Origin of the sequence: Alteromonas sp. LOR, assembly GCF_000753865.1 — a bacterium.
In the GTDB taxonomy this organism is placed as follows: Bacteria; Pseudomonadota; Gammaproteobacteria; order Enterobacterales; family Alteromonadaceae; genus Alteromonas.
This window is the reverse complement of record NZ_JQFW01000006.1, coordinates 102174-120675: the sequence shown is the minus strand read 5'-3', so window position 1 is coordinate 120675 and position 18502 is coordinate 102174. Positions and strand designations below refer to the sequence as shown.

Sequence of the window (18502 nt, the reverse complement as noted above, 5' to 3'; positions counted from 1 at the left end):
AAACCTATTACTATGCTGCTACTGAAACCCTTTCCTCACGCTTTGTAACAAACGGAACGTTAGCGGTAGAGGTGAAAGCATCAACACTCATTTTATTCAAACTAGGCTGAATGCTCTGATGCACCTCTTGTTGAAAACGCTTTAAAGTGTTTGAGAGTTCGCTCACTAAAGTAGTTGGTGAAAGGCGGTAAGGCACTCGCTGCCCTTTAAAGCTGATAGCTTCGCCAACTTCATTAAAGTGAATGCCAAACGCCTTCATTCGTCTAGCCAACTTTGGCTCCATTAGCACATAGGCGTGAGACATATTTAAATGCAAACAGACACTGGTGGCCATTAAATAGAGCGCAATCGATAAATAAGGTAATTGTTCAATATTGAACTTTAGGTTTTTGTTTTGCTTTACTTTCGCCAGTTTTTCACTTGGTAACACTTTTGTTTTAAACTGCCTAACTCGAAACTCTCTGGGCACAGCGAGACGAGAAATTTCACATACGCCGTCAGACACTAAATTAGAAGGCAAAAGTGACGAACAAGAAAATGCATCGGAAAACTTGTCTTCCAGAGGTAGAGCGCCACTGCCATGCTGGGGTAATACTAGACGTATTGTACCTGCGCACTCTCCGGTAGGAAGGTGCTTAATGTAGCAGTTCACTGCCCTATCGTCGTACTTGTCTACCTCAAGAGACGACGCTCTTGTCTGTTCAAACTTCATTTCTTCACAATAGACTTTATGACGTGTTTTAAAACTGACGTCTTTATCCTTTTCATCGTTGGCAACAACCAGTTGATAACGGCTAAAAAAGAAACGAACAATTTCTTCGTCGATGGCGGGTTGTTTGGCAAACATACTTGGTAGCAATGCTGGTAAATTGTTAAATTTCTGAGAAACCACATGGTTAAACTTACTCATCGCTTTTCTTGTTCTTATAATCAACGCAAAACTCCCAAATTTTCATCATTTTGGTAAGCGTCCTAGCTCACATGAAACACGCACAATCGATTAGATTTTCGTTGTGTTATTTGTGTCTCTACTGCTCCGTATTAGCGCATCCCCGCTAACAAAATCAGACTTTGATAATCTATCGTACAACAGCACATTCGCTGTGGCGGCCAAGTTCATACATGAATATGTTGGTATGTACACAACATGGTCACACCAGGTAATAACGTCACTTGGCACACTTCCGTCCTCAGGACCGAGTATATAAAACGCATTTTCTGGGTGTTCGAAGTGCGGTAATGGCACAGCACCTTCTACTAACTCAACACACACTACTTTTGCACCTTTAGGCACAACATCTTTTAAATTATCGACACCAACAGTTGGAATAATTTTGTGAAACGCTTTTGTATCTGCGTTAAATTCCTTTGCCAATCTGTATCGCTGGCCGGTATAAAAAACCGACGCTACACCATAGCAGCCGGCAGCCCGTAAAATAGAGGCAACATTCACCGGATTTTTTGGATTTATTAAGCCAATTGAGGCCTTTTGTTTTGCCAGTTCCATACTTCAGCTCAATTCACTGTTTTTATTGTTAGCGGATACTGCCACTTATTCTTACCACCTACCACACGCAGCAACGTAAATTAGGCTAAGGTATAAGTTTTAAGCCCTTTTACTCGTCACTTAGAGGTCAATTACATGTATAAATACCGAGAACACATCAGTAAATTGAACCTTAATTGTGTGACCTGCTTTATTATTTTGTTTAGTTAAAGCAATTTATGAACCAGAAGTGCGTAAAAATTACAGTGCGCAATGCGAATATCTTACAAGAGTATGTAAAGAGTACAAGGAAAGTATGGTTAAACCATTTACACTTAAGAAATTGAGTCAGAGCGAGGCGATAAAATCAATGTATTCAATACTTTAAACAAAACCTGCTGGTCAAATGGCCTTTAAAATTAAAAGTAATATTTGTTCTTTTACCTTTTTTAATTGGATTTCTGAGCGGGATAAAAGGAAGGCGTTTTTGGAACAAGTGCATTTCGCTCATTTAGATGTATGCAATCGGGTACAGTGTAAGGCGCTGATTTTGCGTTCTTATACATCGTCACACTCTTAGAGTGAGTGAATTTTGAGCTGCAACAGCGTTATGTATCAAAAAAGATACGCTGCTACAGCTTGTAATAAATATGTTTATTCTAATTGAACGCGAAACCCCATCAATTAAATGAGGCGTGTTAGCCTTGTAAGCTAAGGCAGTGCGTTAGGATAAAACGTGCTGCATATTCTAAGCACGTGAAATAAGGCTTAACCGGACTTACTGTTTCAGGCCACATCCTTCATTTGACCGGATAAAAAACGTCTTCCCATCCTTCTGCCTTGGGCATAGCCTCTTAAAAGCTTCTTTTTGTCCATAGTTAAACGCTTTACGCCAAAAGAGGCGTCTGGAGCAATGATGTGTATTTTGCAGTCTGCTGGAGGGTTAGTCAGAAAGTGTAAGGTTTCGTTATAGGTTTTCGACCGATTAATCAGCGTACGGAGCAATTCCGGTTGATCGCGATACATTTTCTCTAACAACCAAGGAGATTTCAGCTCAGGTTTTGTAAATCCCGGTGGCTGAGACAAAATAACGGTGATGTCTCTCGCCCCCATCGCATAAGCCTGCCTTGCAGGTATGGCATCGGCAACGCCACCGTCCACATAGCGCCGGCCATCGATAACTGGCTGCTCTCGAAAAGCCGTCGGTAAAGCGCAAGAGGCAACCATAAGATCATCAACGTTATCTTCGTTCGCTTGAAAATATTCACATAATCCAGAATTAACATTGGTGACACCCACAAATAAATCGATGTCAGTACCAGTATGAGGTGCTCGTATGCCAAGAGACTGTTTTGAGTGATGCCACAACCAATGAACATCGGTCATATGGCCACCTTTAACAAACCGAAGTGGACTAAAAAACTCTCGCTTGGTCGCATACTGTAAAATAATTTTTTTGCTTAACCCCTGCATATGAGTGACATAGGTAGATAGGTTAGTCGCCCCCGCAGAAACACCAATTGCAAAGTCAAAGGCAAAATACTGCTCATCCATAAGCTTGTCTAACACACCTGCGGCAAATACACCTCGCATGGCGCCACCTTCAACCACTAATGCTCGTTTCATACATTTATCCTTCCCTGTTATCGCCATCGTGTGTAAATGCCATTAATAGAGCTGGTGATACAAAATTCGCGCCATTAGGGCGTATTGAACTACCTTAGATAATTCACTGAAAATAACGGGTTTATAAAAGGCGCAGCATAGGTAAAGAGAGAATAAAAAACCGCAATATCGTCGATATTGCGGTTTATACCTTGTTTCGTCGGATACACGCTAAGCGTGTTAAGAATTTACTTCATGGAAACAGTCAGCGTTGGCATTGCACCATCAGGACCTGAAACTTTGAATTCATACAGCCCAGCTTCAGCCACATCTATCATCAGGTTGCTATTACTACTACCCAGAATTTTTGGTGTACCTACACTTACCGCATTGGTCGCTGAGTCATTAGGGTTGCCTAAGTTTACCGTTGACCAATCTTCTGAGGCAACTTTGAACTCAACTGCTCCAGCACTCAACTCTACCTCAGCTACATATTCACCAGCACCTAAATAAGAGAACTTATCAACGGCCTCCCAACCATTCATGCCACCGCGAACAAATACATCGGTTTCACCCCAGAAATCCTCTTTGTACACACCAATAGTAAGAGCATCCTTATTTGACACATTGAAAACAAATACATAGCGATCGGCATTTTCAATAGTAAGGATAAGGTTATCATTGGTCGCTGCTAATCCAACAGACTGTCCGACAACCACATTTCTATCACTGTCGTCGCTACTAAGCGCTCCGAAATTAACGGTACTCCAGTCTTCAGAGGCGACTTTAAATTCATAGGTACCAGGCTCTATATCTCGAGCAAACGTATAGATACGGCTTCCTTGGTACTGGAATTCTTCAGCGGTTCCCCAGTCGTTCATTGCACCACGAAGATACACTGGTGTGCCAACATAGGGCTCCTCATTCTCTACCGTCAACACTGGCGCTTCGTTGTCACTGGCATTAATAGTAAATAGATAGGTATCATCAATTGAGGGCGTGAACGCAAGGTTTGTATTGGTTCTACCTAATACTTTTTCAACGCCATCCGTTACCGTACCATCATCACCGTCAACGGCTCCAAAGTTCACCGTATCCCAGTCTTCAGATGCAAACTTAAACCCATAGGTCGTCCCGCCAACAAGGGGCACCGCAACGGAATAAACCCCGTCACCTTGATAGGTAAATGCATTATCTAAAGACCATCCATTCATATCGCCACGTAGATAGGCCGTAGTATCGCCATAAGGCACCACATCAGGAGCGCCTGATGTCGCAAACGCACTTAGTCCATAACCTTGTGCACCCGATTGAGGCTTAACAAAAACGGCAATGGTTAACGCCGGTACAGAAAAAGTGCCATTACCATCATCACCTTCTGTAAACGTTGCGCCTCGCACGCTGCTGTCAACTGAATTTGCATGAGTAGCATGTAACATAAAGCCTGTGGCAGTATTTACTGTAATGGTTTTCTCATCATAGCCCGTGTTTATCAGAACCATAATCGCGTCGTTCATCATATCGATATCGGCACGAACAGTATCATCAGTTTGGACAGCACCATCGTCGATGCTCATGGCAATTAAGCCTTTTTGCTGATTACTGCCAATATTATGAAAACCAATGCGATCGATTATATCGTTAGCGTTAGTTAACCTAAATAAGGGGCTGGACATACGAATTGAAAGTAGCTCTGCAAACACATCAGAAGCAAACATTATGTCGGCTGTCGATGCGGCGCGCTCTGGATCGTAAATAAACTCGCCCATTTCTTCCCAGCGTGCCTCATTGTCTTGCGCAAGTGGTAAACCTACATTCCAGTTGTTGGTGCCATAGGTAAAGTCGACATAGTTAAACCAGTCACCGGAATCGTAGGTATTGCGGTCCATAGACTTAGAGCGCAGCATGTCGCCACCCATTTGCAAAAATGGAATACCTTGAGCGACTAAGTTAATCCCCATGGCCACATTTTGCGCTCGAACGCGCTCTTGCAAGCTGATGTCTTGCGGCAATGTGTAGTTCAATTGGTCCCACAGGGTTTCATTATCGTGCTTAGACACATAGTTAATGATGTCTGCAGGATCTTCAGCGTAACCGCCTAAATTACTGGTGGCCCCCGCACTACCCGATGAAGTCTCAAGAACGTAGTCTTTCAATGTTCCAATCAAGCTCATTTTTACGCGGTCTTGGTCGCTAAGCAGCGCATCTGAATCAGGAGAAAAAATGTTTCCCTGACGGATGGCCTCGCGAATACGATCGTTAAACGTGCCAATTTCAGAACCTGCCATATTTAGCTGATTAGCCTGCTCATAACCCCGCTCTATTTTGGTCCACCCCTCGCCATAGAAATAATTATCTTCATCAACTGTCTGCACCGCTTCACGCAAACGCAGCATAGTGTCTTTAGTTGCCTGGCTCATAATGTCAAAACGGAAAGAGTCATATTTGTAATGCTCAGCCCACATGAGCAAAGAGTCCTCCATGAACTTTTCCATCATCACATTACGCGGCTCTGTATCATCACAGCATGTTTCGCGAACAATCGCTCCAGTATCTACCTCGTAACGGTGGTAATACCCTGGTACCGTTTTATCGAGTACAGACTTTGAAAATACACCCGACGCGTTGGTATGGTTGTATACAACATCGAGCGCAACGCGAAGCCCCATTTCGTGCAGCGCTTGCACCATTGCCCGCATTTCTATAATGCGCTCTACACCTTCAGCACTTGTCGCATAGCTTCCTTCAGGCGCATTAAAATGATGAGGATCGTATCCCCAGTTAAATGTGTCTATACCGCGAAGATCATTAGTAAGCTGTTGCGCTTTTGCTGCTTCAGCAAGAGGGTCGTAGCTGTTATACACGTCTATCAGCAGCGTATTTTCATTCTCTTCTTCGCATACTGCAGCCTCATCGTTTAAACGACACAGCTCACCCACGGTGTCATATAAATCAACCGTATTTGTGGGGTCTTCATCGATGGTGGCAATATCATTTGCAGGTAAAATGTGAAAGTAGTTCAGTCCTGCGTCAACGAGCTTTTGAAGATGCGCAACAGGTGCTGTGCCCTCCTCCGTAAAGGCGAGGTACTTGCCGCGATTTTCTTCAGACGTAGATTCGTCCAATACACTAAAATCCCGTATATGCCCTTCGTAAATCACGGCATCTTCAGGGTTTTGGATAGTTGGAATTGTGTGAGAATCCCACCCTTCGGGTTTTAAGTCTTCATCTGCAAGATTCACAAAGCGTGAGAATCGTCCATTGGTGCTTAGCGACACTGAATAAGGGTCGGTGACCATTAATGTTTCTATATTGCCCGTATTAGGATGAAATACCGTTATTTCATAACGATATAGTTGTCTATCTAACGTGCTATCACCCTCGTACTTCCAAATGCCTGAATCGTTATCACGCACCATCTCAATACGCTCTGATACACTCTTATTGTCGTTGTAAATAAGCAAATCCACATTAGACGCAGTAGGAGCCCACACGGCCGCAGTTATGCCGCTGTCGTGATAAATTCCACCTAATTGAGCTTCATCTGCATCATTTTCACCACGAGTGAACAATGCATCAATCGCATTAGCAAGCTGAAGTCCGGTTGCAGCAACAAGATTACCTTCGCTGTCATACCCGCCAAGCGCAGTTTGTGTGGTGATAACGGTTTTTGCATCATCAACAGACCAATTACCCTCCCAAGCAGTTAGTTCACTCAAATGAGGAGCCAGTGCCGTCTGCTCTTCAGTTAGGGTTGAAGGCATCAGTTCTACAATCGTTCCATTGATGCCATTTTCTAACGTACTTTCTAAATCTGCTGTGGCCGAGTAATGTAATTTAACTGTGGCTACTGACTCAGGTACGTCCCACAATATGGTATTAGCATCTAACCAGTGGGCGCCAAAGCCCTCAATATCAACTGCCTGAGGACCCAAAGACATAATAGGGAATTCGAACAGCGTGGGCTCACCTGATAGCGTAAAGTTCATGCGCACAAATGTTTCGTCATCCTGAACAAGAGACGCTTGAAAATCGCCGCCGCCCAGTTCTTTACCCGCATCATCTGTTCCTTTATGGATGATAAAGTTGTGACAATCGCCATAGCCTTCTTTGAGTTCTAAAATCCAATACGCGCCATAGTTTGCGTCTACCCCATTATGCACACGTCCGTTAGCCCAATCTGTATCGGCGTCGGCATACGCATCGCAGGTATCATTATTCCAAGTATGTAAACGCCAGCCTTCGTAGGCCGCATCATTACTGCTATTGTCTGCATCGACTGCTGCCCGGTTGTAATACAACACCGCTTGATTTTCACCAGGGGTAAACACTGGCATAGGCAGAGACGGATCGGCGCCGACGACACAAGCATCATTGGTTTCGTTAGGTACGGTTGGTGATTCACACGCAATAGGCGGAGGCGCAACGCACTCGGTTCCCGTTTCATCGGGTACGTTAGGCACCTCACAAGTTAGTAATTGATTGGTGCCAGACTCAACATCCGAGCCCCCACACCCTGTTATTATAAAAGCGCCTACTATCAGCACGGCTAACCGCCATACTCTTAAGCGAGTAAACATAGTGTTCTCCTGATTTGTTCTTATATTTGTTGCTTTTATTTTGGCTTTAATTAATGGGATAACGTTGCCCAAGGCTAGAGATTTCATAATCGGTATGTCATCCCTAAGAAGTACTGAGTGCCAAAGTATTGAATAGTGCCGGTTTGTTCTTGTGACGAGAAATAGCTGCGAGTGGGCTCATCGGTAAGGTTGTTTACCTGAAATAATACGCTCCAATTCTCGTTCAATTCGTAAGACGCTTGATAGTCAACGACAAGCTCAGAATCGAAGTTTACTACCTGGTCATTAACCGCGACTTGTTGAGAAACAAACGAATCTCTAAAGCGTGTGGAAAGACGAGTTTCAAACCCTTCGTATTCCCAAAATGCGGTAAGAGTGGCTACGTTTTCAGACAAGCCAGGCAGGCTCGTTGCGTAAATGCCATCGCCAAGTGTGCGCTGAATCTCACTTTCTGTGTATGAGTAGCTTGCGCTTATGCCTAGGCCAGACCAAAAGCCAGGCAACATGCTGTAAATTTGCGTATAGGCAATTTCGATACCACGAATATAACCACCTTCTGCGTTGTTAACCGCTGTACTGTAACTTCCGTTTTCTGTCGGCACAGTTACAAATAGCGGGTCGCCGTTAGCATCTACGGCTAATTCTGATTCTTGGCCGGTGAACTCTGGGGTTAAATACACCGGAACTTGCACAGAATCTGGCGTAACAATGCCATTTCCTTCAAAGTCGTATGGATCTATTTCTATGTCTTCGACAAACGACTCAATATCCTTGTAAAAGCCTGCTATAACTAATGCCCCCTCGGTTTCGCTAAAATAGTACTCCCAAGACACATCGTATTGCGTGGCATAAAATGGCTCTAAATACGGACTATTACGGGCGTTGCCATTGACTCGAGCTGTCGGCGTAGATAGGGTTATTTCCCCAGAGTCTCGGTCTTGGAACGCGGTAACCACCTCCACGTTTGTAGAGGCGTTGGCAGCAAAACGATTTATTGGTGCCCGTCCCATAACTTTTGCAGCAGCGACACGGAATTGCATATCGTCGTTGAGCTGAAAATTTAGGTTAATTGACGGCAGCACATCGCTGTATTCGTGGCTAAGTAACGCAGGGCGATAAAAGTTATTAATAAGACCTACATCATCGGTAATATTTTGCGCACCGGCAGTTGGGTCGCTTACCTCTTCGGTTGCGCCGGTTTCTAAATCAGAAATTAACTGTGTGGCACGCTGAAGGGTGGTTGAACGTTGTTTACTTTTTACGTAACGTACCCCCACGTTACCGGTTACAGGTAAACTCCCAATTTCCGTATTTATTGCCGCCATTAAATAGGCTGAATTCACCGTTTCAAAAACGTCACCACTTTCCTGTAACGTCCATGCAGTGGCCGGCCCTGTGCCAGGACCATTAATTACCCCTGCTGCTCCTGGCCCCCAAGTTTGAACCGGTACAGGTCTGCCGTCTGGAAACCACGCGTTAAGTGCACTGTCTAAATCTACTGACAGATAACTTGGAAAATAGCCAAAGTCTCCGCTCCAGTCTACCTGTTCCACCATATCTGAGGTCAGTTTTAGCGGCGGTTGGCTGACTGAGAAAGCGCTGTCGTTTCCATACTCAAACACAGAGCGATCGTTGTTATATTCTCTGTCTGAATAGCGGTAGCCAAATTCCAAGCCGGATATAACGGGCGAATCTATAAAATATTGAAAATCAATTCTGTAGGCATCTAATTCGTCTTTATTTTCAAAAGGGTAAATACCATACTTGCTTACCATCACTCGATCGGTGTCGGTGAAGGCGCTCATTTGATTAAAACCTAAGTCAGGTAGGTCTAATCCATTGAGCAAATACGATATTTGAACATTCTCATCAAAAACAGGGTTGGCTGCATTGGCATCCTCCCCCACTAAAGACCATAACAAACCGTTTCTAAAATCGCTCTCGGCGGTAGAACGAGAAATATCGAACTGAACCGCTAGGTCGGCACTGATTTCCCAATTGGCATTTACACCAAAGTTTGCAACGCTATCAAAATCTTGATTGTCATCGTTTACCAGCTCTACACGAGTAAAGCTATTGTCTGTGCGTGAAAATGTGCCGCCAATCACGCTATTGTTTACCACAGTAGGGTTAGTAATGCCTGCATTAATCCCGCCCAGTTTCACCCGGAAACCTCGCGCGAAGGCTTCAGAGTCAAACTTTGAAATAAACGCGTCGGCTTTTAGCGTAAAGGTGTCGATTGGTGCCCATTCAATGGCAGCCACATAACCATCGCGAGTTTCCTCCCCCCCTTTGTGCTGCATTTCAAACCCTTCGGATATGTACTCACACTCCACACATGAGTCAGGCCCATCAGCGTCACCTTCAATGCCGTCTACATCCACCAGTCCGTTATAAGCAAGACCTATAAACTGAGTTGAAACACTCGGTTGAAATAAGCGGGCATACCCTAATGACACGCCTACCGTGTCATCTAAAAACTTACCTTGATAGGAAAAGCTAAGACGATGGCCGAATTCCTCTGCGTCAGAAACTTCTGATGCCCTATCGTTATACATCCCTCGCATATTGGCGCTGAATTTATGTTGCTCCTGCATTTTAAGAGGAGATGCTGTCTTTAATTCAACCGTTCCGGCAATACCACCCTCAATAAGGGAGGCTTTCGGTGATTTATACACCGCAGCTTCACTGATGAGCTCCGAAGGATATTGGTCAAATTCAATAGCGCGGCTACCGCTTGTAGAAACCTGTTCGCGGCCATTTAATGTTGAAAATACAAAGTCACCAGAAAGCCCCCGAATGTTTATCTGTGCAGCTTGGCCACCGGTGCGAACTGCTGAAATACCCGGGAGCCGAGTTAGCGCGTCAGCCATTGATACATCCGGAAGACCGCCTAAGTCATCCGCTGAAATTTGTTCTGACACTGTGTCTGAAAAACGCTTTTGGTTTAAAGACTGAATTAAGCTAGTACTAAATCCTCGTACTTCAATGCGCTCAAGTTCTTCCCGTGGGGGAACTTCAACCGCTTGTGTTGAATTAGCTTCTGTGGTGGTTTTCGCTTGTGGATTGTCGGCCTCTTCCTGTGCATAGAGGGGCAAAGACATAAAGGCCACCCCGCTGCTTATCAGGGCTGCCATTATTGTGCTGGGTTTAAATGTTTGCATGGGTGTCCCATTCTTTGTTTATTATCGACAAGTTAGGACTACAACAGCTAATCCGGATCTTAACTTGCCTCTTTTGTTCCAGTAATGAATCTTACTGTTTTGTACAAAAAGGGAGCAATGCTATGCATACGTATTCATTTACATATCTGCAACATATGTTTCAAATACAAGGAATTTGTAAACATTTAAGTTACAAGTTACGTAAATTAGCGACGGGTTTAAAATAGGCTTAATGAGAACATGTTAAAAATCAGGATGCTAATAAGCGTATTTAAAACGGCAAGGTTAAGCTTAGGATGTAGAAAAACACAGGGATATTAAAAGAGAAATATAAGGTAGATAGTTGAAAATAAGTCATAAAAGTATGAAAAAAGATAACGCGCGGGATTAGTATAGGAGATTGCTTTACTTAACCTACGTTCCCTTTTTACAACCAATAGAGTGATTGAACAAAGATAGAGGCAAAGGAAAAAGGGATAAACACAGAGCCTTTGGCAGCAAAGCGCGCTGGCTCTGTGTTAAATCGATGGTAGCTAATTTTTTATACAACCTGATTGGGAGCGTCGGATTTATGGATAAATATGCAAAAGCGTTTTATAAGCCGCAAAACTGTTTAATAAACATATCGTGAGTCGCAATTTTTCCCACGGGTTCATTTTTGATATTTTTAATATTACGCATTAACTCTAAGAGTTTCTCATCCGACATGGCGTTCGCCAGTGGGTGGTAATCGTTAGCGTCAATTCCCTGGCCCATCATCACCTGTAGCCATGAACTCTCTAAGAAAAGGTCGTTTTGCTCTCTAAAAATATTTCCCGACGCCTTAAACAATTCTATTTTATGGGTGAGACTGTTTGGTACTTCCATGTTTCTCACGTCACGCCAAAACTGGCTATCGTTACGTTCGTTTACATGATAATGCAATATTATAAAGTCGCGAATTTGCTCGTATTCCAATTTAGACTGCTGATTGTACTCATCAATCTGTTCTTGCCTAATTCCATTGTGAGGAAACAGGTGAATTAAACGTACCACGGCTGATTGAATAAGATGAATACTGGTAGATTCCAACGGCTCAAGGAAGCCGCTAGCCAGCCCTACCGCAATGACGTTTTTGTTCCATTGCTTACGTCTACGACCAGTTTTAAAACGTATAAAATTAGGATCGGCCAGTGGCTTGGTATCGATATTATTAGATAAAATATTTAGCGCCTGATCGTCACTGTAATAGTTACTGCTGTAAACAAGGCCGTTGCCGTTACGATGCTGCAACGGAATACGCCACTGCCACCCAGCGCTGTGCGCAATTGAGCGAGTAAAAGGGCTTGTGTTTTCATGACGTTCTGAGGGCATTGCCACAGCGCGATCGCATGGCAGCCAATGTGACCAATCTTCATAGCCCGTATTGAGGGTTTGTTGGGTAAGCAAACCTTTAAACCCTGAGCAGTCGATGAAAAGATCACCGCTTATTGAAGTGCCATCCTTTAACGTGACGGCTTTTATAAAGCCGTTTTCGGTATGCTGCTCTACCCGCTCTATAATCCCCTCTTCACGAACAACCCCCATTTCTTCGCATTTCTTACGAAGAAATCGAGCGTACAACGAAGCATCAAAGTGATACGCATAAGGCATTTCAATGATGGGATCAGGAGATTTTATGTGGGCAAATTTTCCCGCCTCGCAGGCAAGATAGTTGAGGTCGTATTCCCAAATAGAGTCTTTGAGACCCAATTTTTGCGCACGTTTAAAATAATGATGAAAATGGCAAAACGCAAAACTTTTACCCGGTGCACCAAAGGTATGGTAATAACTATCACCCTGCTCTTTCCAATTCTCGAAACGAATAGCGAGCTTCATAGTAGCTTTCGTTTCTCTGAGAAATTCTTTCTCATCCAAACCCAGCATCTTATTGAGCAGTATAATAGGTGGTATAGTCGCCTCGCCTACGCCTACGGTGCCAATATCTTCTGATTCCACCAATGTAACGTTAACTCGAGAACCTAATAGACGTTTGACAACCGCAGCTGAAATCCAGCCAGCTGTTCCACCACCCACAATTACTACATCTTTTACTGCTGTGTTTGTCATATTTTTGCCACTGCCGCTTGTAAACTTCACCTTTTTATTAACGCTTGAGCGTACTGCTTTTTGCTTTTGCTTCTGCTTTAACGATAATAAAAAGAAGGGGTTTACGATAAAAGGCCCCAATCAGCATGACTATTTGGGGCCTTCATTTTTATCTTTCTAACTCTGTTTATACCACTCCCAATAAGAGCGGCACAAGTTTAGCGTTATCAAACATTAGAACGTGTAGTTAACACCGAGTAGGAAGTTGCGTCCATACTGTTGGAATTCAGTAATTTGACGTGCGTCGCCTGGGTTAGTACGGATAGTTGGCTCATCTGTTAGGTTTTGACCTTGCAGAGTAACGCGTAAGCCGTAAAGTGCCTCAATGCCAGACTCGCTAAAGTCATAACCGATTTGCGCATCCCACTGTTCAACACCAGCATCCTGTATTTGTGCTAGTGAAAGACTTACCGCTCTTGTTTCTGTGCTAAAGGCATCACGCTTGGTGCCAGAAACACGTACTTCAAATCCATTGCTTTCATAAAACGCGGTAAGTGAGTAAGTTTCATCTGATAGTCCTGGTACTGCATCGCCGTTGTCTAACTCACCGTCTAGGAAAGTTGCACTTGCGAACATACCGAAACCTTCAAGAGATTCGTGGAACAAGTCAAACGGAATACTACCTTGTACTTCCCAGCCTCTAACGAAACCTTCAAGGCCGTCTTCACGGAAACTCACAACACCGTTAAATGTAGCTGGTGGAACAATATCGTTCTCGTCTAACACGTCATCGCCGTTGATATCGGTTTGACCTGAAGTCTGATGGAAGCCTTCAATGAATGACTCAGAAAAATCACCAATTGTTTGGCCGCTAACGTGCCAGTTAGTTAGGTCTTTATAGAAGAAGCTAACAGCGACGTAACCAGAATCTGCAAAGTAATTCTCATAAGCAATGTCAAATTGGTTTGCTTGAAGCGGTCTAAGTTGTGCATTACCCGAGCTTGCAGACCAAGGCCCGTTAGCCACGTTTTGAGAAATAATTTGCTGGTCGTTAAACGTGAAGCTAACCGTGTTGTTAGGTCTCATGTCATCCATACGTGGACGGCTCAACACTTTACCCATCGCGGTACGGATAAACTGGTTCTCAGCAACCTCAAAGCTTAAGTTAAGCGTCGGTAGAATATCGTGGTACGACGAACCATCAGAGACTGGCGTTACAGCTGTGAAGCCTGTTGGACCGGTTGTTGTATTAAATCCAGTACCCGTTTGGTCTACATCGATAATTTGAAGCCCTAAGTTACCTGTGATGAAAATACCACGTAACTCAGTATCAATGCTTAACTTGGCGTATGCAGTCAACAAATCTTCGGTAATGGTATAAGTGTCACCGATACGACCGTTTTCAAACAGTTCAGCTTCAGTTTCAATGTAGTAGCCACTTCGGTAAAGAGCTAGACTGTCGTAGGCTACAACACCTTCCACACCAATGTGGCTTAAGTCAGCTACGCCAATAGGGTTTGGAATAGATTCTGAACTTGGCCATAGTGGAGAGGTTAAGAAAGCACCATTGTTGTCTTTTGCTTTTTCACGCTCTTGATAATTTACACCAGCGGTAAATTTAGAGAACATGCCCCAATCAACAAAACCTTCAATATCAAGTCTTACTGCATCTAGAGTTTCATCAAAAATTGGCTCATTCACAAAACCATCTTGCGCAGTATCTGGACCAAAGCCTTCAACGCCTTGGAATTGCTCAACAGGTGCTAATGAACCGCCCCATGCTTGAGGTCCAGCGAGTTGAATTAAAGATGGGTCGGTTAAATCAACACCGTCAAGAGTTGGGTGATCGCTGTAAACCGCACCTGTAGATGTCATTGTCCACGAACGCGGAGTAAGTGGGCGACCGTCAACACCGGCACGTCCTACACCTGAATAACTTTCGATATCAGTGATAGTCTTATCAACTTCACCCATTGAAACGTCTAAAGTTGCCGTCCAGTTGTCGTTAATGTTGTATTCAACATTAAGACCAAAAGTAGTTAGCTCCGCCTGTTGCTGACGCGAATCGTTACGGATTACAGAGTGGAAACCATCGTAGTATCCTGATGTTACAAGACCATCTTCAATACCTGTGATTGTGTACTCGCTTGTACCCCACTCAGCACCACCTTCTTCGACCCCTCTTCGAACATCGTTTTCTTCAAAATCGATGTATAGAGCGTCAAATTGAATAGTTAAATCGTCGGTTGGCGCGTATTCTATGACACCGGCAATTGACGTACGCTCTAGCATGGCAGAACGAGTAAATGAGTCGTTACCGCCTAAAATCACGGTACCATCCGGAACCTCGACTGTATCCTGGCCATCAAATCGTCTTGGATTCCATAAAGGATTGCCATTGTCATCAAATGTACCCTCTGGCGTTGTATTGACATTGGCATATCCCCAACCACGGAAATACTTTTCTTGTCGTGGCGATTCCATATCAGCAACAACAAGCGCAACACCTAATGTGTCGTTTGCAAACTGATCAACGTAGTTAAACGATATTCTGTGACCCTTGTTGTCAAAATCTGGGTTACCAGAATCTTCACCGTTCATCTCAAAGCTGCCGTTTATTGCAAACGTTTCTTTTGCTGTTAACGGGCTTACTGTTTGAATGTCGATGGTACCACCGATGCCCTGAGTCATAAGACCGGCTTCAGGTGTTTTATAAACAAGTATGTTAGAAACGATTTCAGTAGGATACAAATCGAACTCAACCCCACGGTTATCACCCATACCTAATAGTTCGCGTCCATTAAGCGTTGTACCCACGTAGTTTTCATTAAAACCACGCACTGAGAGACCACTTGTTCTGCCGTTTCTACGCTCACCGGCTAGACCTGGAAGGCGGGCTAGTGATTCAGCAATAGAGGTATCTGGTAATTTACCAATATCTTCTGCAGAAAGTGCCTCTACAATTGAGGTGTTGTCCATTTTTATCGCTTGCGCGCGTTGTAAACTTCCGCGGATGCCACTAACTTCAATGACTTCCACTGCCGTTTCATCAACTGCGTCTGTATCTGACTGCTGAGCTAGTGCAGGAGCACTACCAAAAGCAACGCCGCCAGCGATAAGCGCTGTCTTAATTAGGTTTGGTTTAAAGTGTTTCATAAAACAGGTGTCCCGTAAGGTTTCAATTTTTGCCTATTTAATTGTTATTGTGACAAAGAAATGACAATAGATTACATGGCGTAATGCTATAGAGGTGTGAGTTATTGCACAATTGCTTGCATACGTATTCAATCCACTTTTTCAACAATACGTTAACATTAGCAGCAAATGTAATTTTGTAAGTTAATTACGCAAAAGGCATAAAAACGGGGCTTTCAGGGTGTTTTGTTGTTCTTTTGTTTCATCAAGGCAAAATAAAATGTAAATAGAAGTTTGTGCATTAAGCCTAGTAAAAAATGATTAGCCATAAAAAAACCCGCTATAAGCGGGTTTTTTATAACTATTTAAAGTGGCTATTTTAGATAGCTACTTGGCAAGTCTATCGCTTACCAACCAGTGGTTTCGCGAAGTGCTTTGCCGATGTCAGCAAGAGAGCGCACGGTTTTAACACCCGCATCTTCTAGTGCTTTAAATTTCTCGTCAGCTGTACCTTTACCGCCGGCAATGATTGCTCCAGCGTGACCCATACGCTTACCTTCAGGTGCAGTTACACCCGCAATGTAAGAAACAACAGGCTTAGTTACGTTAGCTTTGATGAATTCAGCAGCTTCTTCTTCTGCTGTACCACCAATCTCACCAATCATAACGATAGCTTCTGTTTGAGGATCGTCTTGGAACAACTGAAGGATGTCGATGAAGTTAGAACCCGGAATAGGGTCACCACCAATACCAACACAGCTAGACTGACCGAAACCTTCGTCAGTAGTTTGCTTAACCGCTTCGTACGTAAGTGTACCAGAGCGAGAAACAATACCTACTTTACCAGGCTTGTGGATGTGTCCAGGCATGATACCAATCTTACACTCTCCAGGAGTAATCACACCTGGGCAGTTTGGACCAATCATGCGAACGCCTTTAGCATTTACGTATTCTTTAACGTAAAGCATATCTAGCGTAGGAATACCTTCAGTAATACAAACGATAAGCTCGATGCCAGCATCAGCAGCTTCAACGATTGAATCTTTACAGAATGCAGCTGGTACATAGATAACAGTTGCCGTTGCGCCTGTTGCTTCTACCGCTTCACGTACTGTATTGAATACTGGAAGACCCAGGTGCTCAGTGCCGCCTTTGCCTGGTGTAACACCACCAACCATTTGCGTACCGTAAGCAATCGCTTGCTCAGAGTGGAAAGTACCTTGACCACCAGTGAAACCCTGACAGATTACTTTGGTATCTTTGTTAATTAATACAGACATTATTTGCCCTCCGCTGCAGCTACAACTTTCTGTGCTGCATCAGTTAGCGACTCAGCAGCAATGATATCTAAACCAGAGTTCGCTAGAACCTCACGGCCAAGCTCTGCGTTTGTACCTTCAAGACGTACAACAACAGGAACATTAACACCCACTTCTTTAACTGCACCAATGATACCTTCGGCAATCATGTCACAACGAACGATACCACCAAAGATGTTAACTAAAACCGCTTTAACGTTATCGTCAGATAAGATGATTTTGAATGCTTCTGCAACACGCTCTTTAGTCGCGCCGCCACCAACGTCTAGGAAGTTAGCTGGCTTGCCACCGTGTAGGTTTACGATGTCCATTGTACCCATTGCTAGGCCGGCACCGTTAACCATACAACCTACGTTACCGTCTAGAGCAACATAGTTAAGTTCGAACTCAGCAGCATGCGCTTCACGTGCATCTTCTTGAGTAGGATCTTGCATAGCTTTAACTTTAGGCTGGCGATATAACGCGTTGCCATCGATAGCTAGCTTAGCGTCAAGACAGTGAAGGTCACCATCTTCTTTGATTACAAGCGGGTTAATTTCAATCAATGCAACATCAAGATCTTCAAACATCTTAGCTAGGCCAAGGAAAATCTTAGTAAATTGTTTGATTTGAACGCCAGAAAGGCCAAGTTTAAACGCCATTTCGCGTGCTTGGTAAGGCTGAGCACCAACAATTGGGTCGATTTCAGCTTTAAGAATTTTCTCTGGTGTTTCTTCAGCAACAGTTTCAATCTCAACGCCACCTTCAGTAGAAGCCATAAACACAACACGACGGGTTGTGCGGTCAACTACTGCACCAAGGTACAATTCGTTAGCGATATCTGTGCAAGTTTCAACAAGGATTTTGCTCACAGGCTGACCATTTTCGTCAGTCTGGAAAGTCACCAAATTTTTGCCAAGCCAGTTTTCTGCGAAAGCTTTAATTGCGTCAGTATCTTTTACTAACTTAACGCCGCCTGCTTTACCGCGTCCACCTGCGTGGACCTGACATTTTACTACCCACTCACTACCGCCAATGCGGTTAGCGGCCTCTACAGCACTTTCAGGAGTGTCTGCTGCGTATCCTTCAGAAACAGGTAGACCGTATTCTTTGAATAGCTGCTTACCTTGGTATTCATGCAAATTCATGGTGTTTCTATCCGATTTT

At 43.9% G+C, this 18502-nt stretch carries 9 protein-coding genes; all 9 read right to left on the bottom strand.

The window, feature by feature from the left end; all coding sequences use genetic code 11:
* Nucleotides 1–10 precede the first annotated feature (10 nt).
* The gene (locus JV36_RS0103030; protein ID WP_032094176.1) at nt 11–910 is read right to left on the bottom strand and encodes a PEP-CTERM/exosortase system-associated acyltransferase; all 900 of its coding nucleotides are present in this window, start codon (nt 908–910) and stop codon (nt 11–13) included.
* 90 nt (nt 911–1000) lie between these two features.
* Nucleotides 1001–1507, bottom strand: a complete 507-nt coding sequence (locus tag JV36_RS0103025; protein ID WP_032094177.1) for an RNA methyltransferase — start codon at nt 1505–1507, stop codon at nt 1001–1003.
* A 765-nt stretch (nt 1508–2272) separates the two neighbouring features.
* Nucleotides 2273–3112, bottom strand: coding sequence for a patatin-like phospholipase family protein (locus tag JV36_RS0103020; RefSeq protein ID WP_032094178.1), 840 nt, complete (start codon nt 3110–3112; stop codon nt 2273–2275).
* 227 nt (nt 3113–3339) lie between these two features.
* The gene (locus tag JV36_RS0103015; RefSeq protein ID WP_032094271.1) at nt 3340–7671 is read right to left on the bottom strand and encodes an alpha-1,6-glucosidase domain-containing protein; all 4332 of its coding nucleotides are present in this window, start codon (nt 7669–7671) and stop codon (nt 3340–3342) included.
* Between the two features lie 83 nt (nt 7672–7754).
* Nucleotides 7755–10835: a TonB-dependent receptor gene (locus JV36_RS0103010; protein WP_032094179.1), complete on the bottom strand. Its 3081-nt coding sequence runs from the start codon at nt 10833–10835 to the stop codon at nt 7755–7757.
* A gap of 594 nt (nt 10836–11429) precedes the next feature.
* A complete protein-coding gene (locus JV36_RS0103005) occupies nt 11430–12923 on the bottom strand; it encodes a tryptophan halogenase family protein (RefSeq protein WP_032094272.1) in 1494 nt (497 codons plus the stop codon).
* A gap of 213 nt (nt 12924–13136) precedes the next feature.
* Nucleotides 13137–16058, bottom strand: coding sequence for a TonB-dependent receptor (locus tag JV36_RS0103000; protein ID WP_032094180.1), 2922 nt, complete (start codon nt 16056–16058; stop codon nt 13137–13139).
* A 386-nt stretch (nt 16059–16444) separates the two neighbouring features.
* The gene (gene sucD, locus JV36_RS0102995; RefSeq protein ID WP_032094181.1) at nt 16445–17317 is read right to left on the bottom strand and encodes a succinate--CoA ligase subunit alpha; all 873 of its coding nucleotides are present in this window, start codon (nt 17315–17317) and stop codon (nt 16445–16447) included.
* A complete protein-coding gene (gene sucC, locus JV36_RS0102990; RefSeq protein WP_032094182.1) occupies nt 17317–18483 on the bottom strand; it encodes an ADP-forming succinate--CoA ligase subunit beta in 1167 nt (388 codons plus the stop codon). Before sucC ends, sucD begins: the two co-directional genes overlap by 1 nt.
* Between the last annotated feature and the right edge of the window lie 19 nt (nt 18484–18502).

What these genes read in the sequence shown, in the direction of transcription:
- sucC (WP_032094182.1), bottom strand. Translation starts at nt 18,483, where the DNA reads ATGAATTTGCATGAATACCAAGGTAAGCAGCTATTCAAAGAATACGGT.
- JV36_RS0103005 (WP_032094272.1), bottom strand. Translation starts at nt 12,923, where the DNA reads ATGACAAACACAGCAGTAAAAGATGTAGTAATTGTGGGTGGTGGAACA.
- JV36_RS0103020 (WP_032094178.1), bottom strand. Translation starts at nt 3,112, where the DNA reads ATGAAACGAGCATTAGTGGTTGAAGGTGGCGCCATGCGAGGTGTATTT.
- JV36_RS0103025 (WP_032094177.1), bottom strand. Translation starts at nt 1,507, where the DNA reads ATGGAACTGGCAAAACAAAAGGCCTCAATTGGCTTAATAAATCCAAAA.
- JV36_RS0103010 (WP_032094179.1), bottom strand. Translation starts at nt 10,835, where the DNA reads ATGCAAACATTTAAACCCAGCACAATAATGGCAGCCCTGATAAGCAGC.
- sucD (WP_032094181.1), bottom strand. Translation starts at nt 17,317, where the DNA reads ATGTCTGTATTAATTAACAAAGATACCAAAGTAATCTGTCAGGGTTTC.
- JV36_RS0103000 (WP_032094180.1), bottom strand. Translation starts at nt 16,058, where the DNA reads ATGAAACACTTTAAACCAAACCTAATTAAGACAGCGCTTATCGCTGGC.
- JV36_RS0103030 (WP_032094176.1), bottom strand. Translation starts at nt 910, where the DNA reads ATGAGTAAGTTTAACCATGTGGTTTCTCAGAAATTTAACAATTTACCA.
- JV36_RS0103015 (WP_032094271.1), bottom strand. Translation starts at nt 7,671, where the DNA reads ATGTTTACTCGCTTAAGAGTATGGCGGTTAGCCGTGCTGATAGTAGGC.